The 17,142-nt window shown below is 65.4% G+C and carries 16 protein-coding genes; 3 read left to right on the top strand and 13 right to left on the bottom strand.

Annotation, left to right across the window (positions count from 1 at the left end):
* Positions 1–154: 154 nt before the first annotated feature.
* The 8 genes from ACFPAH_RS22190 to ACFPAH_RS22155 form a co-directional block, all read right to left on the bottom strand.
* Positions 155–1,294, bottom strand: a complete 1,140-nt coding sequence (locus ACFPAH_RS22190) for a deoxyguanosinetriphosphate triphosphohydrolase (protein ID WP_379749681.1) — start codon at positions 1,292–1,294, stop codon at positions 155–157.
* A gap of 10 nt (positions 1,295–1,304) precedes the next feature.
* Positions 1,305–2,930 (bottom strand): bifunctional shikimate kinase/3-dehydroquinate synthase AroKB, encoded by a 1,626-nt coding sequence (gene aroKB, locus ACFPAH_RS22185; RefSeq protein WP_379749685.1) that lies wholly within the window; start codon positions 2,928–2,930, stop codon positions 1,305–1,307.
* A 34-nt stretch (positions 2,931–2,964) separates the two neighbouring features.
* A complete protein-coding gene (locus tag ACFPAH_RS22180) occupies positions 2,965–5,082 on the bottom strand; it encodes a hypothetical protein (RefSeq protein ID WP_379749679.1) in 2,118 nt (705 codons plus the stop codon).
* A 143-nt stretch (positions 5,083–5,225) separates the two neighbouring features.
* Entirely contained in the window at positions 5,226–7,364 is a 2,139-nt protein-coding gene (pilQ, locus tag ACFPAH_RS22175) for a type IV pilus secretin PilQ (protein ID WP_379749677.1), read from the bottom strand.
* Complete coding sequence (locus tag ACFPAH_RS22170; protein WP_379749675.1) at positions 7,361–7,903, bottom strand: pilus assembly protein PilP; 543 nt, start codon at positions 7,901–7,903, stop codon at positions 7,361–7,363. The genes pilQ and ACFPAH_RS22170 overlap by 4 nt, the downstream gene beginning before the upstream one ends.
* Positions 7,900–8,577 (bottom strand): type 4a pilus biogenesis protein PilO, encoded by a 678-nt coding sequence (locus ACFPAH_RS22165; protein ID WP_379749673.1) that lies wholly within the window; start codon positions 8,575–8,577, stop codon positions 7,900–7,902. Before ACFPAH_RS22165 ends, ACFPAH_RS22170 begins: the two co-directional genes overlap by 4 nt.
* Positions 8,574–9,200, bottom strand: coding sequence for a PilN domain-containing protein (locus ACFPAH_RS22160; protein ID WP_379749671.1), 627 nt, complete (start codon positions 9,198–9,200; stop codon positions 8,574–8,576). The genes ACFPAH_RS22165 and ACFPAH_RS22160 overlap by 4 nt, the downstream gene beginning before the upstream one ends.
* Positions 9,200–10,264, bottom strand: a complete 1,065-nt coding sequence (locus tag ACFPAH_RS22155; RefSeq protein ID WP_379749669.1) for a pilus assembly protein PilM — start codon at positions 10,262–10,264, stop codon at positions 9,200–9,202. The genes ACFPAH_RS22160 and ACFPAH_RS22155 overlap by 1 nt, the downstream gene beginning before the upstream one ends.
* A gap of 324 nt (positions 10,265–10,588) precedes the next feature.
* On the opposite strand from ACFPAH_RS22155, the gene ACFPAH_RS22150 reads away from it, so the two are divergent.
* Positions 10,589–12,928 carry a penicillin-binding protein 1A gene (locus ACFPAH_RS22150; protein WP_379749667.1) on the top strand — a complete coding sequence of 780 codons (2,340 nt, stop codon included), beginning with the start codon at positions 10,589–10,591 and terminating at the stop codon, positions 12,926–12,928.
* Between the two features lie 221 nt (positions 12,929–13,149).
* Here ACFPAH_RS22150 and cyaY read toward each other — a convergent pair whose 3' ends face one another.
* Positions 13,150–13,479, bottom strand: a complete 330-nt coding sequence (gene cyaY, locus ACFPAH_RS22145) for an iron donor protein CyaY (RefSeq protein ID WP_379749665.1) — start codon at positions 13,477–13,479, stop codon at positions 13,150–13,152.
* A 40-nt stretch (positions 13,480–13,519) separates the two neighbouring features.
* Between cyaY and lptM the strand changes: the two genes are divergently transcribed.
* Together lptM and lysA are read left to right on the top strand one after the other, a co-directional pair.
* Positions 13,520–13,699 (top strand): LPS translocon maturation chaperone LptM, encoded by a 180-nt coding sequence (lptM, locus tag ACFPAH_RS22140; RefSeq protein ID WP_379749663.1) that lies wholly within the window; start codon positions 13,520–13,522, stop codon positions 13,697–13,699.
* Between the two features lie 5 nt (positions 13,700–13,704).
* Complete coding sequence (lysA, locus tag ACFPAH_RS22135; protein ID WP_379749661.1) at positions 13,705–14,985, top strand: diaminopimelate decarboxylase; 1,281 nt, start codon at positions 13,705–13,707, stop codon at positions 14,983–14,985.
* A 74-nt stretch (positions 14,986–15,059) separates the two neighbouring features.
* On the opposite strand, the gene ACFPAH_RS22130 is transcribed toward lysA, so the two are convergent.
* The 4 genes from ACFPAH_RS22130 to ACFPAH_RS22115 form a co-directional block, all read right to left on the bottom strand.
* Complete coding sequence (locus tag ACFPAH_RS22130) at positions 15,060–15,251, bottom strand: hypothetical protein (protein ID WP_379749659.1); 192 nt, start codon at positions 15,249–15,251, stop codon at positions 15,060–15,062.
* An 8-nt stretch (positions 15,252–15,259) separates the two neighbouring features.
* On the bottom strand, positions 15,260–15,664 hold the full coding sequence (locus ACFPAH_RS22125; RefSeq protein WP_379749683.1) for a hypothetical protein: 405 nt from the start codon (positions 15,662–15,664) through the stop codon (positions 15,260–15,262).
* 298 nt (positions 15,665–15,962) lie between these two features.
* Positions 15,963–16,388 (bottom strand): RcnB family protein, encoded by a 426-nt coding sequence (locus ACFPAH_RS22120; RefSeq protein WP_379749657.1) that lies wholly within the window; start codon positions 16,386–16,388, stop codon positions 15,963–15,965.
* A gap of 127 nt (positions 16,389–16,515) precedes the next feature.
* The gene (locus ACFPAH_RS22115; RefSeq protein ID WP_379749655.1) at positions 16,516–17,139 is read right to left on the bottom strand and encodes a sulfite oxidase heme-binding subunit YedZ; all 624 of its coding nucleotides are present in this window, start codon (positions 17,137–17,139) and stop codon (positions 16,516–16,518) included.
* Between the last annotated feature and the right edge of the window lie 3 nt (positions 17,140–17,142).

Genomic DNA, 17,142 nt, shown 5'->3' with positions numbered 1-17,142 from the left:
TGCAATGATCATAAAAGGTGTTACCTATGTCCCTAGCCAAGTGTTTAGGATGTCCCTGTGCTGAACACACTCGTGCCCACGCGGTGCGGCGGTTGCACATCGATGACGCCGTTTCGACATGCGTCCGTGCGAAGCCGCGTGGGCGGAGTCCACCCTACAATTCGTCCAGCGAAAAAATCCGCTTGTGCTCGCGGATCGCATACCGGTCCGTCATGCCCGCGATGTAATCGGCGATCTTGCGCGCCTGCTTCTGGGTGTCGCCGCCGTCGACCTGGTAATCCGGCGGCAGCAGCACCGGGTCGGCCATGAAGGCGTCGAACAGCTCGCGCACGATGCGGCTGGCCTTGACGCGCATGCGGTTGACCTTGAAGTGGCGGTACAGGTTCGCGTAGAGGAAACGTTTCAGGGCCGTGGTCTCGGTGCGCATCCGATCCGAGAAGCGGATCAGGGGCGGGGCCGTGCGCACGTCGTCGATGCTCTGCGGGGCCGCCTCCAGCAGACGCGCGGCCGAGGTCTCGACCAGGTCGGCCGTCATCGCCGTGATCATCAGGCGGATCGTCTCGTACACGGCGCGCCGTCCCGGCAGGCCCGGGTACTGCGCTTCGACCGCATGACGGTGGCGCGCGAACAGCTCGACCTCCATCATCTGCTCCATCGTGAGCAGGCCGGAACGCAGGCCGTCGTCGATGTCGTGGTTGTTGTACGCGATCTCGTCGGCGAGATTGGTCAGCTGCGCCTCCAGGCTGGGCTGGGTCTTGTCGAGGAAGCGCTGGCCGAGTTCGCCCAGCAGGCGGGCATTGTTCAGCGAGCAGTGCTTGAGGATGCCCTCGCGCGTCTCGAAACTCAGGTTCAGCCCGTCGAAGGCGCCGTAGTGCTCTTCCAGCTGGTCGACCACGCGCAGGCTTTGCAGGTTGTGCTCGAAGCCGCCGTAGTCGCCCATGCACTCGTTGAGCACGTCCTGGCCGACGTGCCCGAAAGGCGTGTGGCCGAGGTCGTGGGCGAGCGCGGTGGCTTCGACCAGGTCTTCGTTCAGGCGCAGGCTGCGCGCCAGTGTGCGGCCGATCTGCGCCACCTCGATCGAATGCGTCAGGCGGGTGCGGAACAGGTCGCCCTCGTGGTTCAGGAACACCTGGGTCTTGTACTCGAGCCGGCGGAAGGCGGTCGAGTGGATGATGCGGTCGCGGTCGCGCTGGAACTGGCTGCGCGAGCCGGGCGCGGGTTCCGCGAAGCGGCGGCCGCGCGACTTCGACGAGTGCGCGGCATACGGGGCCAGGTGGGCGTCGAAGTCGATCATGGAGCGGTCCTTATCGTTGTATGCAGGGGTCCACGCAGTGTGCCAGGGTTGCGCGCAGCAGTTCTTGCGGTACGCCGGTGATGCTGGGGCTGCCCAGGGGTTTGAGCAAAATGAACTTGATCGCCCCGCCCTCGTTCTTCTTGTCCACTTCCATCAGCTCGATCCAGCGCGCTTGGCCGAGGTCCGGCGCCGCCGTCGGCAGCCCCGCGGCGGCGACCAGGGCGCGCACGCGCCGGGCCGCGGCGGCGTCGATGAAGCCGAGCCGCTGCGACAGGTCGGCCGCCATCACCATGCCGCAGCCGACGGCTTCGCCGTGCAGCCAGGTGCCGTAGCCGAGGCCGGCCTCGATCGCGTGGCCGAAGGTGTGGCCGAAATTGAGCACGGCGCGCAGGCCGCCTTCGCGTTCGTCCTTGCGCACCACTTCGGCCTTGATCTCGCAGGAGCGCGCGATCGCATGCGACAGCGCCTGGGCGTCGCGCGCCACCAGCTTGTCGATGTTCGCCTCGATCCAGTCGAAGAAGACGGCGTCGAGGATGGCGCCGTGCTTGATCACTTCGGCCAGGCCGGCGGACAGTTCGCGGTCGGGCAGGGTCGCCAGCGTGGCGGTATCGGCCAGCACCGCGCGCGGTTGATAAAACGCGCCGATCATGTTCTTGCCGAGCGGGTGATTGATGCCGGTCTTGCCGCCGACCGAGGAGTCGACCTGTGCCAGCAGGGTGGTCGGGATCTGTACGAAGGGCACGCCGCGCATGTAGCTGGCGGCGGCAAAGCCGGTAAGGTCGCCGATCACGCCGCCGCCCAGGGCGACCAGGGTGGTCTTGCGGTCGCATTTATGCGCCAGCAGGGCGTCGAAGACCTGCATCAGCGAGCCCCAGTGCTTGTGCTCCTCGCCGTCCGGCAGGATGATCTCGACCACTTCGCGCCCGGCCGCGCGCAGCGGCGCCGCCACCGTTTCCAGGTACAGCGGCGCCACGGTGGTGTTGGTGACGATGGCGACCTTGCTGCCGCCGATGTGGCGGCCCAGCAGCGTGCCATCCTTGATGACGCCGGGTCCGATGGCGATCGGGTAGCTGCGCTCGCCCAGCTCGACGTTGAGGTTGATATGTGCTTGTTCGTTCATCGTTGCCGCCCTTGCGCGCCGGGCGCGTCCTGCTTCGAGCGCGTCCAGCTGGTCCAAAATGGTCTGAACCATCGATTGTACGTTAGGTCGGCCGGTATCGATGACGAGGTCCGCGATCTCGCGGTAGAGCGGCTCGCGCTGGGCCAGCAGTTCCTCGAGCTTTTTGCGCGGGTCGGCGGTCTGGAGCAGCGGGCGGTTCTTGTCGTGCGCGGTACGCTGGAGGATGCTGCCGATGCCGGCCCGCAGGTAGACCACGGTGCCGCGCTCGGCCAGCAAGGCCCGGCTGGCGGGGTCGAGCACGGCGCCGCCGCCGGTGGCCAGCACGATGCCGCGCTGGCTGGTCAGCTCGCGGATCATGTCGGCTTCGCGGCGGCGAAAGCTGGCCTCCCCTTCGATCTCGAAGATCCAGGGAATGGTGGCGCCGGTGCGGGCTTCGATCGCATGGTCGGAATCGACGAAGCGCTTGCCCAGCCGGCGCGCCAGTTGCCGGCCGATTGTGGTCTTGCCAGACCCCATCAGCCCGACAAGAAACACATTTTCGGATTTCACATCAGTTGGCGGTGAACTTGAACTCCGTAATCTTACCCTGTGGCGTCTTGGTCTGGAGCGTAAAATCACCGGCAGCGCACGCGACGTCCGGCGTGACCGTGAACTGATGGATGGTTCCGCCGGCGCTGCTGGTCGACGGAATCGCAGCCGGCGACACCGCGCCGACCGACAATTTATTGGCCGACACCACTGCCACTTCCGTGCCAAACGGCAGCGGATTGTTGTGCGCATCGGTCAGCCGTACCGACATCAACTGCGGCGCGCAACTGGCCCCGGCCGCGCCGGCGATCGCGATCGTGGCCCCGCCCGCATACGAGGTCGTGGCGCAGGTGCCGTTGCGGCACAGCTCCCTGATGCGCGCGTACGAACCGCTGAACACGATCTCCAGCGAGCTGCGCAGGTAGTTCAAGCCCCACTTGCCATCGCCACTGGCCGTGTAGCTCGCGTGACCGTAGGGGAAGGGCTTGTCGCCGGCAGCCGCATCGTACACGCCGTCGAGGTTGGTATCGAGGAAGGGGTCGCCCATGTCGTCCTGCGGCACCGGGAAGGGCTCGCCGCCGCTCACGCAGGTATCGACCAGCGGGCGATAGGTGGTCGGCACCTTGCCGCTGGCGTCGACATAATTGGTGCAGCTGTACTGGCCGTCGCCGTTCAGGTCGACGAAATTCTCGATGCCTTGCGCGTACGCGAGCACCGTGACACGGCGATCGGCGGGACGGAAGTTCTGGCTTACCAGTTCGACCGTGCAGCCGTCGCCGTCGGTCGTGCAGCCGCCCTGGCTCGGCGTACCGACTGCGCCGCCTTCGGTGACGAAGTTGACGGCGGTGCCGTCCGATACCGGATTGCCGTATTGGTCGGCCATGCGCACCGTGATCTTCACACGGGTGCCGTCGATGTCGCCGCCTTCCATGTTGTAGTGCTCCGCGCTCATCGACATCGAGCGCTGGATCGGCAGGCCGGTCGACACGATCAGCGTGTCGGACAGGCCGGTGATGGTCGCGCCATTGCGGCTGGCCGATGCCAGCACCCGTACCGGGGTCGGGATGGTGCCCGAGGAGACCATCGTGCTGACGTTGCCGGAAGCATCGGTCGTCGCACGGGCCGGACTGATGGCCAGGCCGCCGATATCGGTGGTGGCGCTGAAGTCGACGACGACGCCCGCCAGGCCCTTGCCCTGCTGGTCGACGACGCGATAGGTCAGCTGGGCCGATTCGGACCGGCCCTGGCCGCCCGATCCCTTCAGCACGATCGACGTGCCGTTCTGGCTCGAGCTGGTGAACTGGACGGCCCCGATGTTCGCTGCGCTGACGTCCAGCGCAATCGTCTGGCTCGAATTGCCGATCGACGCCGTGATGAGGTCGCGGCCGCGGGTGCAGCCATTGTTGGTATAGGTCACCACCTGGACGCCATCGTTCATCCCGCTCGGCACCAGACTTGCCGTGCCGTCGCCCGTGCACAGCGAACTCAGGACAAGGCCGGTCGATTCGGTCGCAGGTTTGCCACCGCTGCTGACCGGGATCTTCAACGCCAGGGTGCTGAATGCCGGCAGGCTGGCAGCCGGCGGATCCACGAACGCCAGCGTGCCGAGCGTCAGCGGCGCCGCGCCGATCGACAGGTTCACACCCCCGGTCCCGGTCTTGCCCTCGACCACCGAGGTCGCGCTGACGGCGACGGCACCGGCCACCGTATAGCTGGCCGGCTTGATCGTCACCACCGCCACGCCGTTCGCGTCCGTCAGCGCCGAGCCGGTTTCCGGCGTGAAGCTCACCAGTCCCTCGGTGGCGGTCGCGAACTGGACGATCGCACCGGCGGCCGGCTTGCCGGCCGGGTTCAGGACGGTCGCCTTGAGCGTCGCCGTCTGCCCGCCCGACAGGCTGTTGATCGCATTGCCGGAACCGTCCACCATGACCAGCGTGACCTTGGTTTCGGTCGCGACCGGGGTGACGGGCGTGGTCGGCGTGGTGCCGCCGCTGCCGCCGCCGCTGCCGACCGGCGGCGCAACCGCGCCGGGGTCGCCGCCACCGCCGCCGCAGGCGGAAAGGACCGCCGCTGCGATCAGGGTCAGGGCCGCCGTGCGTGCCTGCGCGGCGGTCGAGGTGCGTGTCGGGATGTGCTGCATGATGGTTCCAGTTCTTGTTGATTGTTCGGTATGGTGGGCGATGCAAACAGCATGAAATGCGGTCCCTGAAACGACGCAGCGACACGCCGGGGCGTGTCGCTGGGGACGGTGTGGCGCTGGGCCGAAAGCGGTGGCGGCTGCGCTCAGCGCGCGCCGGCCACGCGGTCGGCCACGATCTTGGGCGTGATGAAGACCAGGATTTCGGTCTTCGACTTCTCGCGCCCCTGGGTCTTGAACAGGTAACCGACGACCGGGATATCGCCCAGCAGCGGCACCTTGGTCTCGTTGTTGCGCTCGGATTGCTGGTAGATACCGCCCAGCACCACCGTGCCGCCGTTCTCGACCATGACCTTGGTCTTCACGTGCTGGGTGTTGATCGCAAAGCCGGCGCGCGTTTCTTCGCCCTTCGAGTCCTTGCTGACGTCGACATCGAGCACGACGTTGCCGTCCGGGGTGATCTGCGGCGTCACCTCCAGGCGCAGGTTCGCCTTCTTGAACTCGATCGAGGTCGCGCCGCTGGAGGTCGCCACCTGGTAGGGCAATTCGATACCCTGCTCGATCACGGCCACCATCTTGTCTTCGGTGACCACGCGCGGGCTGGAAATGATCTTGCCCTTGCCGTCCGCTTCGAGTGCCGACAGCTCCAGGTTCAGGAAGCGGTTGTCGGCCGACGAGAACAGGGAGAAGGCGATGCTCGACGGCGAAACGCCGCCGATCATGGCCGCCGGCAGGTTCACCATCGTGGTGTTGGTGTAGCCGTCGCCCTTGTCCGGGGTCTGGCCGGTGATCTGGCCGACGCCGGTCAGGTTGCCGCCGAGCGCAACGCGGTTGTTGCCGCCGGTGCCGTAGCCGACATCGCCGCCGCGCATGCCGCGCAGGTCGGCAAAGCCGATCTTGGCGCCGAGGTTGCGCGAGAAGCCGTCGTTCGCTTCGACCAGGCGCGCTTCGATCAGGACCTGCTTCGAGGCGACGTCGGTCTTCTGGATCAGCATGCGGATGTCTTCGATCTTCGAGGCGATATCGGTGACGAACAGCTGGTTCGTGCGCGGGTCGATGATGGCGCTGCCGCGCTTGGAGAGCACGCGGTTGCGGGTGTCGCCGGTGGCGCCGCCGTTGGCGTCGAGGCCGAACACGGTGCGGAAGGACTCGGCCTTCTGGTAGTTCAGCTGGAAGATTTCCGACTTCAATGGCTCGAGGTCGGAAATCTGCGCGCGCTGCTCGAGTTCGAGCTTTTCTTTCGTCAGCAGCTCTTCCTTCGGCGCGATCCAGATCACCGTGCCGTTCTTGCGCATGTCCAGGCCCTTCGACTGCAGGATGACGTCGAGCGCCTGGTCCCAGGGCACGTCCTTCAGCTTGAGGGTCAGGCTGCCCGCGACCGAATCGCTGGCGATGATGTTCAGGCCCGAAATATCGGCCACGGCCTGCAGGGCGGCGCGCACTTCGATGTTCTGGAAGTCGAAGCTGATCTTCTCGCCGCGGAAATCGCCGGCTCCCTGGCCGGGCTTGTTCGGGTCTTCCTTGACCGGGCGCACCGCGACCACCAGCTGGGTGTCGCTCTGGAACACGGACTGTTCCCAGCGCCCCTGCGCTTCGATGACCATGCGCGTGTGGGCGCCGTTGCGGCTGGTCGTCACGGTCGATACCGGGGTGCCGAAATCGGTCACGTCGAGGCGGCGGCGCAGCGTTTCCGGCAGGCCGGTCTGGAAGAAGTCGACCTGCACCTTGTTGCCGAACTGGCGCACGTCGACCGCGACATTACCGTTCGGCAGGTCGACCACGACCCGGCCCTCGCCGTCGCTGCCGCGGCGGAAGTCGAGGTTGCGCAACTGCTGGCGCGGGGCGGTAGCAGGGGCCGAGGCCGAGGCCGCAGGCGCGGCAGCGGCGGGCTGGGCGCCCGCGCCCTGCACCGTCACCAGCACCGACTTGCCGTCGATCGCCGTCGCGTAGGTGACCGGACGTTTGAGGTTCATCACGAGGCGGGTGCGCTCGCCGGCCTGCACCACGTTCACGCCGCGCACTTCGCCGAGGTTGATCTCCTGGCTGCTCTTGCCGGTGGCATTGCTGGTGGCGCCGAAGTCGAGCGCGATGCGCGCCGGGTTGGTAATCGCGAAACCGAGCGGCAGTTTGCCCGGTGCGTTTTTCATGGCGATGTTGACCACCACGTTGGCGCCCTGCTGGCTTGCGCTGATCGATTCGATCGCATTCTCCTGCGCCCAGGCCGACTGGATGCCGGCACCAAGCGCGAGCACCAGCGCCACGCACTTCATTGCGAATGGGGTCATTTCCCGATCTCCTTACTTTCCTGCAATTCCAGCTTCGATATCCGCTCGACCCAATCGCCGCCCGCGTCCTGTACCACTTCCCGGATCTCGACCGCGGCGGGCGTGATGCGCGCCACCTGGCCGAAGTTCTGGCCCAGGCGCTGCCCCGCCTTCACCCGGTAGACGCTGCGATCGATTTGCACCAATGCAAAACTGACACCGCCCTTCTGCATCATACCGACCATCCGCATGGTGTCGAGCGGATAGTTTTCCAGCGCTTCACGGGGACGGTTCAGGTCCGGTTGCCCGGCGCTCGGTTCTTGCGGCATGCCGCCCGGTCCGGCCAGTTTTTCCGGATTGAACGGGTCGACCACGTCCTGCTGGCGATAGGCGTAGGGCACGAATTCCTTCGGTGCCGGCAGCGGTTTCACCACCGGCCGGGTCTGGGCCTTGGTCTCTTCCATCCAGGTGCGCACTTCGCGCACGTCGCTGTCGCCGCAACCGGCCAGCAGCAGGGGCAACAGCAATGCCGGCAGCAGTGCGCCGTTCAAGTTCCTCATGGCGTGGTCTCCGTGGCGCGCTTGCCCTTTTTCGCCTTCAGGCGTGCCGCTTTCTGCGTCGCCAGTTCGTCGGCGTCGAGGTAGCGGAAGGTCTTGGCGATCGCGTCCAGGGTCAGCTTGCCGTCCTTGTCCGCCTTGAGCGCCATGTTGTTCAGGGTGACGATGCGCGGCAGGTGCGCCATGTCGGCCGCGAATGCGCCCAGGTCGTGGTAGCTGCCGCTGATCTTGATCGCGATCGGCAGCTCGGCGTAGTAGTCGCGCACGACGATCTGGTCGGGGCGGAACAGCTCGAACTGCAGGCCGCGGCCGACGCCGGCCTGGTTGATGTCCGACAGCAGCGCGGCCATCTCGGCCTTGCTCGGCAACTGCTTTTCCAGGCGCTCGACCGACTGGTCGACCTGCCGCTTTTGCGCCTGCAGCGCTTCCAGGTTGGCCGCTTGCGCCACCTTCAGCCGGTATTCGTCGCGCAGCGCGGTTTCCTCGCCCGCCAGCCGGTCCTGGGTCTCGAACTGGCCGCTCCAGTACAGGAAATGGCCGAGCCCGACGACGGCCGCCAGCACGCCGGCCGCGCACAGCAGGCGCGGCGCCAGCGGCCACAGGCCCGGCGGACGGCCTTCGAGGCCCTGGAATTGCGCCGACAGGTCGGCGCCCAGTTGTTTCAGGTCGATGTTCATGGGGTGCTTCCTCCGGCCGTGGCGGCGCTGGACGCCTTGCCTGGCGCCTCGGTCTCGTCCTCGGCGCGGGCGCGCTTGATCGCCACGGCCAGCGTGAACTCGACCACCTTGCGCACGATCTTGTCCTGGGTCAGCGTGGCCGCTTTTACTTCGGTCAATTCCGGGCGCTCGAGCCAGGGCGAATTGCCGGAGAGGTTGCGCAGCAGCTCGGCCACGCGTTCCTGCGACTGGGCGTAGCCGTTCAGGACCACGCGCTGGCCTTGCTGCTCGAAGCCTTTCAGGTAGACCCCTTCCGGCGCCTGGCGCACCAGTTCGTCGAACAGGTAGACCGGCTGGTTGCGGTCGCCCTGCAGGTCCTCGACGGCCTGCTGGCGCGATTTGAGCGCGTTGATCTCTTCCTTGAGGGTCGCGATGTCCTTGATCTTCTTGTCGAGTTCCGCGTTCTCGGTGCGCAGCACGCTGTTGCGCTCTTCCTGGATCGCGATGCGGCTGGCGTTCCAGCCGCCGACCAGCAGCACCACGGCAGCGCCGATCAGGCCGCCGAGCACCAGCATGGCGACGAAGGCCGCCTGTTTCTGCTTGCGTTTCGCTTCCCGGTGCGGGAGCAGGTTAATCCGGATCATCAGCCGAACCTCCGCATGGCAAGGCCGCAGGCGACCAGGTAGGACGGGCCCTCCAGGCGCAGCTGCGCTTCGCGCAGCCCCGGGGCCAGCAGCATGCCGTCGAACGGCGCGACCTGGGCGGTCGGGATGCGGGTGCGCCCGCCGACCAGCTCCGCCAGCCCGGGCAGCTGGGCGCTGCCGCCGGCCAGCCAGATCTGGTCGATGCGGGTGTAGGGGGTCGAGGTGAAGAAGAACTGGATCGCGCGCGTCACTTCCAGCGCGGCGTTTTCGAGGAAAGGCGCGAGCAGGTCCGCCCGGAAGTTCTCCGGCAGGTCGCCCGACTTCTTGCGCGCCTCCGCATCCTCGTAGGACATGCCGTAGGCGCGCACGATTTCCTGGGTCAGCGCATTGCCCCCAAAAGGCTGCTCGCGCTCGTAGATGGTGTCGCCGTTCTGCAGCATCGAGACGTGGGTCATGCCGGCGCCGATCTGGAACAGGGCCACGATCTTCTCGGCGCCGCCGGGCGCTGCGCGCTCCAGCGCGGCGCGCGCGGCATACGATTCGATGTCCATCACGGTGGCGGTGATGCCGGCCGCTTCCGCGATGGCAACCCGGTCCTCGACTTTTTCGCGGCGCGCGGCGGCCAGCATGACTTCCATGTCGTCCGGCGAATTGGCGGCCGGGCCGACCACGTCGAAATCGAGGCTGACCTCGTCGAGCGCGAACGGGATGTACTGGCTGGCTTCGGACTCGACCTGCACTTCGAGCTGGTCTTCGGCCATGCCGGCCGGCAGGATGATCTTCTTGGTGATGACGGCGGCAGGCGGCATGCCGAGCGCCACCAGGCGGGCGCCGGTGCCGCTCTTCTTCCAGATGCGGCGCACCGCTTCGGCGACCTGGTCGAAGTTTTCGATATTGCCGTCGACGACGGCGCCGCGCGGCAGCGCTTCGAACGCATGGCGCTCGAGCCGCAGCACGCCCTTGCCGGCATCGGCCAGCTCGACCAGGCGCAGGCCCGAGGTGCTGATGTCGAGCCCGGCAAGCGGCGGGCTCGACTTTCCGAACAAGGAACCTAGATTGATCACGAGCGTACTCCCTCAGCTGCTGTCTGCCTGGCAGACCAATGTTTCAACGCCCGCGCGGGGGAATTTTTCTTGTTGAGATATCGCTGTTAAATGCGGTACTTAGTGCGTATACATGAGGCACCGAATTAAATCGTAGCCAGAATAATGCGCCTCGACAAGATATTTCTACATTGGAACATTACAATCCGCCGGGGACGCCACATTCTGATAATCCCTTGGTAAGAACCCTTGTCAGGCAGACCACAAAGACCGGGGCGCGCGGCATCCGTGCCGCTGGAGTAAGGGGTGCCTTATAATGAGGCGGCTCAACACTGTGAACCCAGCATGAAATCTTCCCAATCAAAGAAATCCCCGGCGCCGAACAAATACAGCCCGAAGCGGCTCATCCTGCTGGCCTTTGCCGCCCTGGCGGGACTGGCCGCGGTCGGCGTGCTGGTGCTCGTGTTTGCGCTGGCCATGGCCTACCCGAACCTGCCGGCGCTCGACACCATCACCGATTACCGCCCGAAGATGCCGCTGCGCATCTTCACGGCCGATAACGTCCTCATCGGCGAGTTCGGCGAGGAGCGCCGCACCCTGGTGCGCTTCAAGGAAATCCCGGACGTGATGAAGAAGGCGGTGCTGTCGATCGAGGACGACCGCTTCTACGAACACGGCGGCGTCGATTACTGGGGCGTGCTGCGCGCCATGCTGCACAACGCCACCAGCGGCTCGCGCCAGGGCGCCTCGACCATCACCCAGCAGGTGGCGCGCAACTTCTTCCTGTCGAGCGAGCAGACCCTCAAGCGCAAGGCCTACGAGGCCCTGCTCGCCTGGAAGATCGAAAAGAACCTGACCAAGGACCAGATCCTCGAGGTCTACATGAACCAGATCTACCTGGGCCAGCGCGCCTTCGGCTTCCAGTCGGCGGCCCAGATCTATTTCGGCAAGGATCTGCGTGACATCACGGTCGCCGAAGCGGCGATGCTGGCCGGCCTGCCGAAAGCGCCGTCCGCCTACAATCCGGTGGTCAACCCGACCCGCGCCCGCACCCGCCAGCAGTACATCCTGCAGCGCATGCATTCGCTCGGCTACATCACCGACGCGCAATTTGAAACGGCGAAGAACGAAGAGCTGACCATCAAGACCGACAGCACCGCCTTCGGCGTGCATGCCGAATACGTGGCCGAGATGGCGCGCCAGCTGGTCTACGAACAGTTCAAGGAAGACACCTATACGCGCGGCCTGAACGTGTTTACCACCATTACCAAGGCCGACCAGGACGCCGCCTATCTCGCGGTGCGCCGCGGCGTGATGGATTACGAGCGGCGCCACCCCTACCGCGGCCCGGAATCGTATATCGACATCCCGAAGGACAAGACCGAGGCCGACGAGGCGATCGAGGCGGAACTGGCCGAGAAGCCCGACAGCGACGACATCGTCGCCGCCGTCGTGCTGGCCGCCTCGCCATCGAGCGTCACCGCCGTGCTCGCGTCGGGCGAGGAAATCAAGATCACCGGTTCCGGCCTGTCGTTCGCCTCGAGCTGGTTATCAAGCAAGGCCCAGCCGAACCGCCGCATCCGCCGCGGCGCCCTGATCCGCGTCATGCAGGACGGCGGCGCCGACTGGAAGATCACGCAGATGCCGCTGGTCGAGTCGGCCTTCGTGTCGGCCAGCACCGAGGACGGCGCGATCAAGGCGCTGGTCGGCGGCTTCGACTTCAACCGCAACAAGTTCAACCACGTGACGCAGGCCTGGCGCCAGCCGGGTTCCTCGTTCAAGCCCTTCATCTATTCGGCCTCGCTCGAGCGCGGCCTGTCGCCGGCCACCCTGGTCAACGACGCGCCGATTTCCTTCGACGCGGGCCAGACCGGCGGCCAGCCCTGGGAGCCGAAGAACTACGACGCCAAGTACGAAGGCCCGATGACGATGCGGCGCGGCCTGACCAAGTCGAAAAACATGGTCTCGATCCGCATCCTGAACCGCATCGGCGCGCGCTACGGCCAGGAATACGCCACCCGCTTCGGTTTCGACGCCGAAAAGAACCCGCCCTACCTGACCCTGGCGCTGGGCGCGGGCGCCACCACGCCGCTGCAGATGGCCGGCGCCTATGCCGTGTTCGCCAACGGCGGCTACCGCGTCAGCCCTTACCTGATTTCGAAGGTGACGGACAGCTCGGGCAAGGTGTTGTCGGAAGCGCGTCCTGAGCGCGCCGGCGTCGAGGCCAATCGCGTGATCGACGCCCGCAACGCCTTCATCATGGACAGCATGCTGCGCGACGTCGCGCGCTACGGCACCGCGGCCAAGGCTGCGCAGGCCCTGAAACGCACCGACATCGCGGGTAAAACCGGCACCACCAACGACTCGATCGACGCCTGGTTCGCCGGCTACCAGCCGAAAGTGGTCGGCATCGCCTGGATGGGCTACGACCAGCCGAAAAACCTGGGCAACAAGGAAACCGGCGGCGGCCTGGCCCTGCCGATCTGGATCAGCTACATGCAGACGGCGCTGAAAGGCATGCCGATCGAAGAGCGCAACGTGCCGCCAGGCTTGATCCTGTCCAACGGCGAGTACTACTACGCCGAGAACCCGCCGGGAACGGGGGTGACGTCGCTGGACGTGGGAACGACACCGCCGCCGGCGCAGCAGAAGGCGCAGGACGCGGTGAGGAACGAGCTGTTTTAAGTGGGGTTGATGAACGAATATTTCACTGGATGAGCATCCGTGAAATATTCGTAGGGTGGTCGGCTATACCCGGGTAGGTAAATAGCCCGCGGCCATGGCGCCGCCCACGCGTTCAAGCAGCGGGTGAAACCTCGCGTCGGTGCACGGAGGGTTTGAACGCGTGGGCGGCGCGCAAGCCGCCATGTATGCAAAGTCAAGGGTGGAGCCGACCACCCTACGCCTCACCCCAGCTTGACCGGCGCCCCGCCCTGCTGCGTGGCGATCTCCGACAAGGCCGTAAAGAACTCGGTATCGTCGCGCGTGTTGCGCCACTCGTCGCCCACGCGCTTGTAGTGATAGCCGCCGGCGCGCGCCGCCATCCACATTTCCTGCAGCGGCGCCTGGCTGTTGACGATGATCTTCGAACCGTTGTCGATGAATTCGATCTCGAGTACGTTGCCGTTGCGCTTGCACTCGACGTCGACCACGTCCTTGTCGTTGAGCTCGTCAAAGCAGGCTTCGATGCGGTTCAGCGTCGATTCGGCCAGGTCCAAAAATTCGGTTTCGGTCATGCTACACTCCAAGGTTCTTGATCAAACCCTGATTCTAATCGTGAAGTCACCTAACGCGCTGCTCCTTGCTGTCGTGCTGGCCGCCACCGCCCTTGCCGGCTGCGGCCAGACCGGTCCGCTGTACATGCCGAAGCCGCCGGCCAAGCCGGCCGCGCAGACCCCGGCACCGGCCACGCCGGCACCCGCCGCGACGCCACCCACCCCAGCCCCCGCCCAATAAGATCCATGTCGCATTTTTCGTACCAAGACGGCGTCCTGCACGCCGAGAGCCTGCCTTTGTCCAATATCGCCGAGCAGTTCGGCACGCCGACCTATGTGTATTCGAAGTCGGCGCTGCTGGAAAACTTCGCAGCCTACAGCGACGCCTGCGCCGGCCGCGACGCCCTGGTCTGCTATGCGATGAAGGCCAATTCGAACCTGGCCATCCTCGACCTGCTGGCGCGCCAGGGAGCGGGCTTCGACATCGTCTCGGGCGGCGAGCTGCTGCGCGTGATCGCGGCCGGCGGCGACCCGGCCAAGGTAATCTTCTCGGGCGTCGGCAAGACCGTGCCGGAAATGCGCCTGGCGCTGGAAAAGAACATCCTGTGCTTTAACGTGGAATCGATCCCCGAGTTGCACCGCCTGAACGAGGTGGCCGGCGCCATGGGCAAGCGCGCGCCGGTCTCGCTGCGCGTGAACCCGAACGTCGACGCAAAAACCCACCCCTATATCGCGACCGGCCTGAAGGCGAACAAGTTCGGCGTCGCCTTCGACGATGCGCTGGCCACCTACCGTACCGCAGCTTCCCTGCCGCACCTGGACGTGGTCGGCATCGACTGCCACATCGGTTCCCAGCTGCTCGACGACGCGCCGCTGCTCGAAGCGCTCGACAAGCTGATCGAACTGATCGACACGCTCGACGCCGAGGGCATCCACATCCACCACCTCGACATCGGCGGCGGCCTCGGCGTCGACTACGGCGCGGCCGGCGACAAGCCGCCGGTGCCGGTCGGCGACTACCTGGGGCGCCTGTTCGCGCGCATCGACGCCTGGCGCGCCGAGCGCCACGACGGCCGCGCGGTCAAGGTCATCTTCGAGCCGGGCCGCTCGATCGTGGCCAGCACCGGCGTGCTGCTCACTACTGTCGAGTTCCTGAAGCCGGGCGTGGAAAAGAATTTCTGCATCGTCGACGCCGCCATGAACGACATGATGCGCCCGACCCTGTACCAGGCCTGGATGGACATGAAGCCGGTCGCCCCGCGCGCCGGCGCCGCGGCCAGCGTCTACGACGTGGTCGGCCCGGTTTGCGAATCGGGCGACTGGCTGGCGCGCGACCGTGAGCTGGCCGTCGAGCCGGGCGACCTGCTGGCGATGATGAGCGCCGGCGCCTATGGCATGACCATGGCCTCGAACTACAACACGCGCGGCCGCGCCGCCGAAGTCATCGTCGACGGCGATGCCATGCACCTGGTGCGCCGGCGCGAAGAGCCGGCCGAACTGTTCGCGCTGGAATCGATACTGAAATGAGATGCGGCGCCGGCATGGCGCCAGCAGAAGTGAAGCATGCTCCGGTGTGACCGCCGGAGCATTTTTTTTGCCCGCTAGGCGCGATCGCCGCGCTGCGCCATCTTGTCCCTCAGCATGCACACCAGGGTCAGCACGGCGGCCAGCACCGGCGGTCCCCAGTCGTAGATGCGCAAGGGGCGCGCACCCATCGTCGTCGAAAAGGCGATGACGACCAGCGTCCAGGCGAGTGCGACGCCGACCAGGATGAGCACATCCTTCGTTCTCACGGGCTGTTTCATGCCTTGCTCCCATTCCACGGAAAACCGGCTGCCGGCTTGAAGACGAACAGCGACCTGAAATGCTTTCCGTAGGCGAGAATCAGCAGGCCGCACAGTAGCAGTTCCTGGGTCCCGGTAAACAACTGCCTTGGATGCGGGGAAATGAACAGGTTCAGGTAGGCGATCTGGAAAGCGATACCGGCCATGACCGCCAGCACCAGCGGCGTCAGGATGTTCAATAACAACATCGACCCCAATACGATCTCGAGATATTTGATAAACGGGTAAAACCCGATATTGTTCATTTCGGCCAGATAGGGCCCGACTGCGCCGGCCTTGCTGAAATCGGGAATCACGCCAAACACGGCGTAATTGATGCCCGATTTCAGGAAGTGGATGGCATAGTAAAACCGCAGCCACATCACCAGGTATTTCCATGGCGCTTGTTCAGCACAAATCACGTCGTCTCCTTTTATCGTTATCGAATGGATCCTGCGAGAACCAATTTATTCCGATAAAAGAACGGCAGCAATGCAGGTTCGGGCAAGGCTGTTATGCAGCCCGCGGTTGAATGAACCCGCTTCAACCTGATGCGCCGGCGCGAAGAGCCGGCCGAGTTGTTTGCGCTGGAAGCGATGCGGAAGTAACGGCGATCCGGCAGCATGCAAAAAAAACCGCGCCCTCGTTCGACGGCGCGGTTTTTTATTGCCCGACGCTGGCTTAATTGCCCAGCAAGACCTGGGCAATGATGCCGGTGGCGATGGCCGCGAGCACGTAGTCGTTGCCGGCGCGCACCCAGTGATAATTCCGCGGCGGCGCGCTCAGGTGGCGCGCGCGCCAGTCGCGCACGACATAACGCTCGCTCCGGTATTCCGGTTGCAGGCGCCCGCCGCGGCGCAGATCGTGACGGGGACCGCCGCCGCGCATGTCGTCGCGGCGAAAGTGCTGGGCATGGTAGTAACGGTCGTTGCTGCCATGGCGCGCATCGCCGCGGCCATTGTCGTACCGGTCGTTGCGTTGCTCAGCCCGTCCATTGCGGCTGTTGTCGTAGCGATCGTGTCCATAGTCGCCACGTTGGGCCAGTGCATTGCCGCTGGCGGTCACGCTCAGGGCAATCAGTGCCGATGCGATCAAGGTGGTTTTCATTGTCGTTCCTCCGGTGTGGCAGTGGGACTGCGAATGAGTCCATTACACCGTGAAACGAACCTACCAGGTGAAGCAGAGCGGTAAGGAATGCTACTAAACATTTCTGCGTGTATGTAAGTGCGGCGCTTCAGGTGCGTACCGGCGCGCGCGCCCGGGTCCGGCTCCAGAACACCCGCAGCGCCAGCAGCAGCGCCACAATGCCCGCAAACAGCATCGGCTGGGCCAGGTTGTTCTTGGCTGCCTTCATCCACCAGAAATGCAGCACCGCGAGCGGCGCGACCAGGTAGATCAGGCGGTGCAGCCATTGCCAGCGCTTGCCCCCTAGCCGCTTGATCATGCCGTTGGTGCTGGTGATGGCGAGCGGAATGAGGAGCACGAAGGCCGTAAAACCGACCAGGATGAAGGGCCGTTTCGCGACATCGCGCAGCATCGCCGCCACATCGAAGAAATGGTCGAACCACAGGAAGGCAATGAAATGCAGCGACACGTAGAAAAAGGCGAACAGGCCGAGCATGCGCCGCAGTTTGATGAGCCAGTTCCAGCCGCTCAGGCGCCGCAGCGGGGTGACGGCGAGCGTGATGCACAGCAGATATAAAGCCCAGTCGCCCGTCTCGTGGGTGATGTATTCGAGCGGGTCGACCGGCACCTGGTTCAGCACCAGCCACAGGCCCCACAGGAAAGGCAGCAGCGCCGCGACGAACACGGCGCCCTTGATGCTTGATACCTGTTTCGGCGATGGATTGAAGGCCATCGT

The sequence above is a fragment of the Massilia sp. GCM10023247 genome, from assembly GCF_042653325.1.
Lineage (GTDB): Bacteria > Pseudomonadota > Gammaproteobacteria > Burkholderiales > Burkholderiaceae_D > Telluria.
This window is presented reverse-complemented; position numbering and strand designations above follow the sequence as displayed.

Bases quoted from the DNA above. Each gene is read 5' to 3' on its own strand.
- ACFPAH_RS22190 (WP_379749681.1), bottom strand. From the start codon at position 1,294: ATGATCGACTTCGACGCCCACCTGGCCCCGTATGCCGCGCACTCGTCG.
- aroKB (WP_379749685.1), bottom strand. From the start codon at position 2,930: ATGGGGTCTGGCAAGACCACAATCGGCCGGCAACTGGCGCGCCGGCTG.
- ACFPAH_RS22180 (WP_379749679.1), bottom strand. From the start codon at position 5,082: ATGCAGCACATCCCGACACGCACCTCGACCGCCGCGCAGGCACGCACG.
- pilQ (WP_379749677.1), bottom strand. From the start codon at position 7,364: ATGACCCCATTCGCAATGAAGTGCGTGGCGCTGGTGCTCGCGCTTGGT.
- ACFPAH_RS22170 (WP_379749675.1), bottom strand. From the start codon at position 7,903: ATGAGGAACTTGAACGGCGCACTGCTGCCGGCATTGCTGTTGCCCCTG.
- ACFPAH_RS22165 (WP_379749673.1), bottom strand. From the start codon at position 8,577: ATGAACATCGACCTGAAACAACTGGGCGCCGACCTGTCGGCGCAATTC.
- ACFPAH_RS22160 (WP_379749671.1), bottom strand. From the start codon at position 9,200: ATGATCCGGATTAACCTGCTCCCGCACCGGGAAGCGAAACGCAAGCAG.
- ACFPAH_RS22150 (WP_379749667.1), top strand. From the start codon at position 10,589: ATGAAATCTTCCCAATCAAAGAAATCCCCGGCGCCGAACAAATACAGC.
- cyaY (WP_379749665.1), bottom strand. From the start codon at position 13,479: ATGACCGAAACCGAATTTTTGGACCTGGCCGAATCGACGCTGAACCGC.
- lysA (WP_379749661.1), top strand. From the start codon at position 13,705: ATGTCGCATTTTTCGTACCAAGACGGCGTCCTGCACGCCGAGAGCCTG.
- ACFPAH_RS22125 (WP_379749683.1), bottom strand. From the start codon at position 15,664: ATGTGGCTGCGGTTTTACTATGCCATCCACTTCCTGAAATCGGGCATC.
- ACFPAH_RS22120 (WP_379749657.1), bottom strand. From the start codon at position 16,388: ATGAAAACCACCTTGATCGCATCGGCACTGATTGCCCTGAGCGTGACC.
- ACFPAH_RS22115 (WP_379749655.1), bottom strand. From the start codon at position 17,139: ATGGCCTTCAATCCATCGCCGAAACAGGTATCAAGCATCAAGGGCGCC.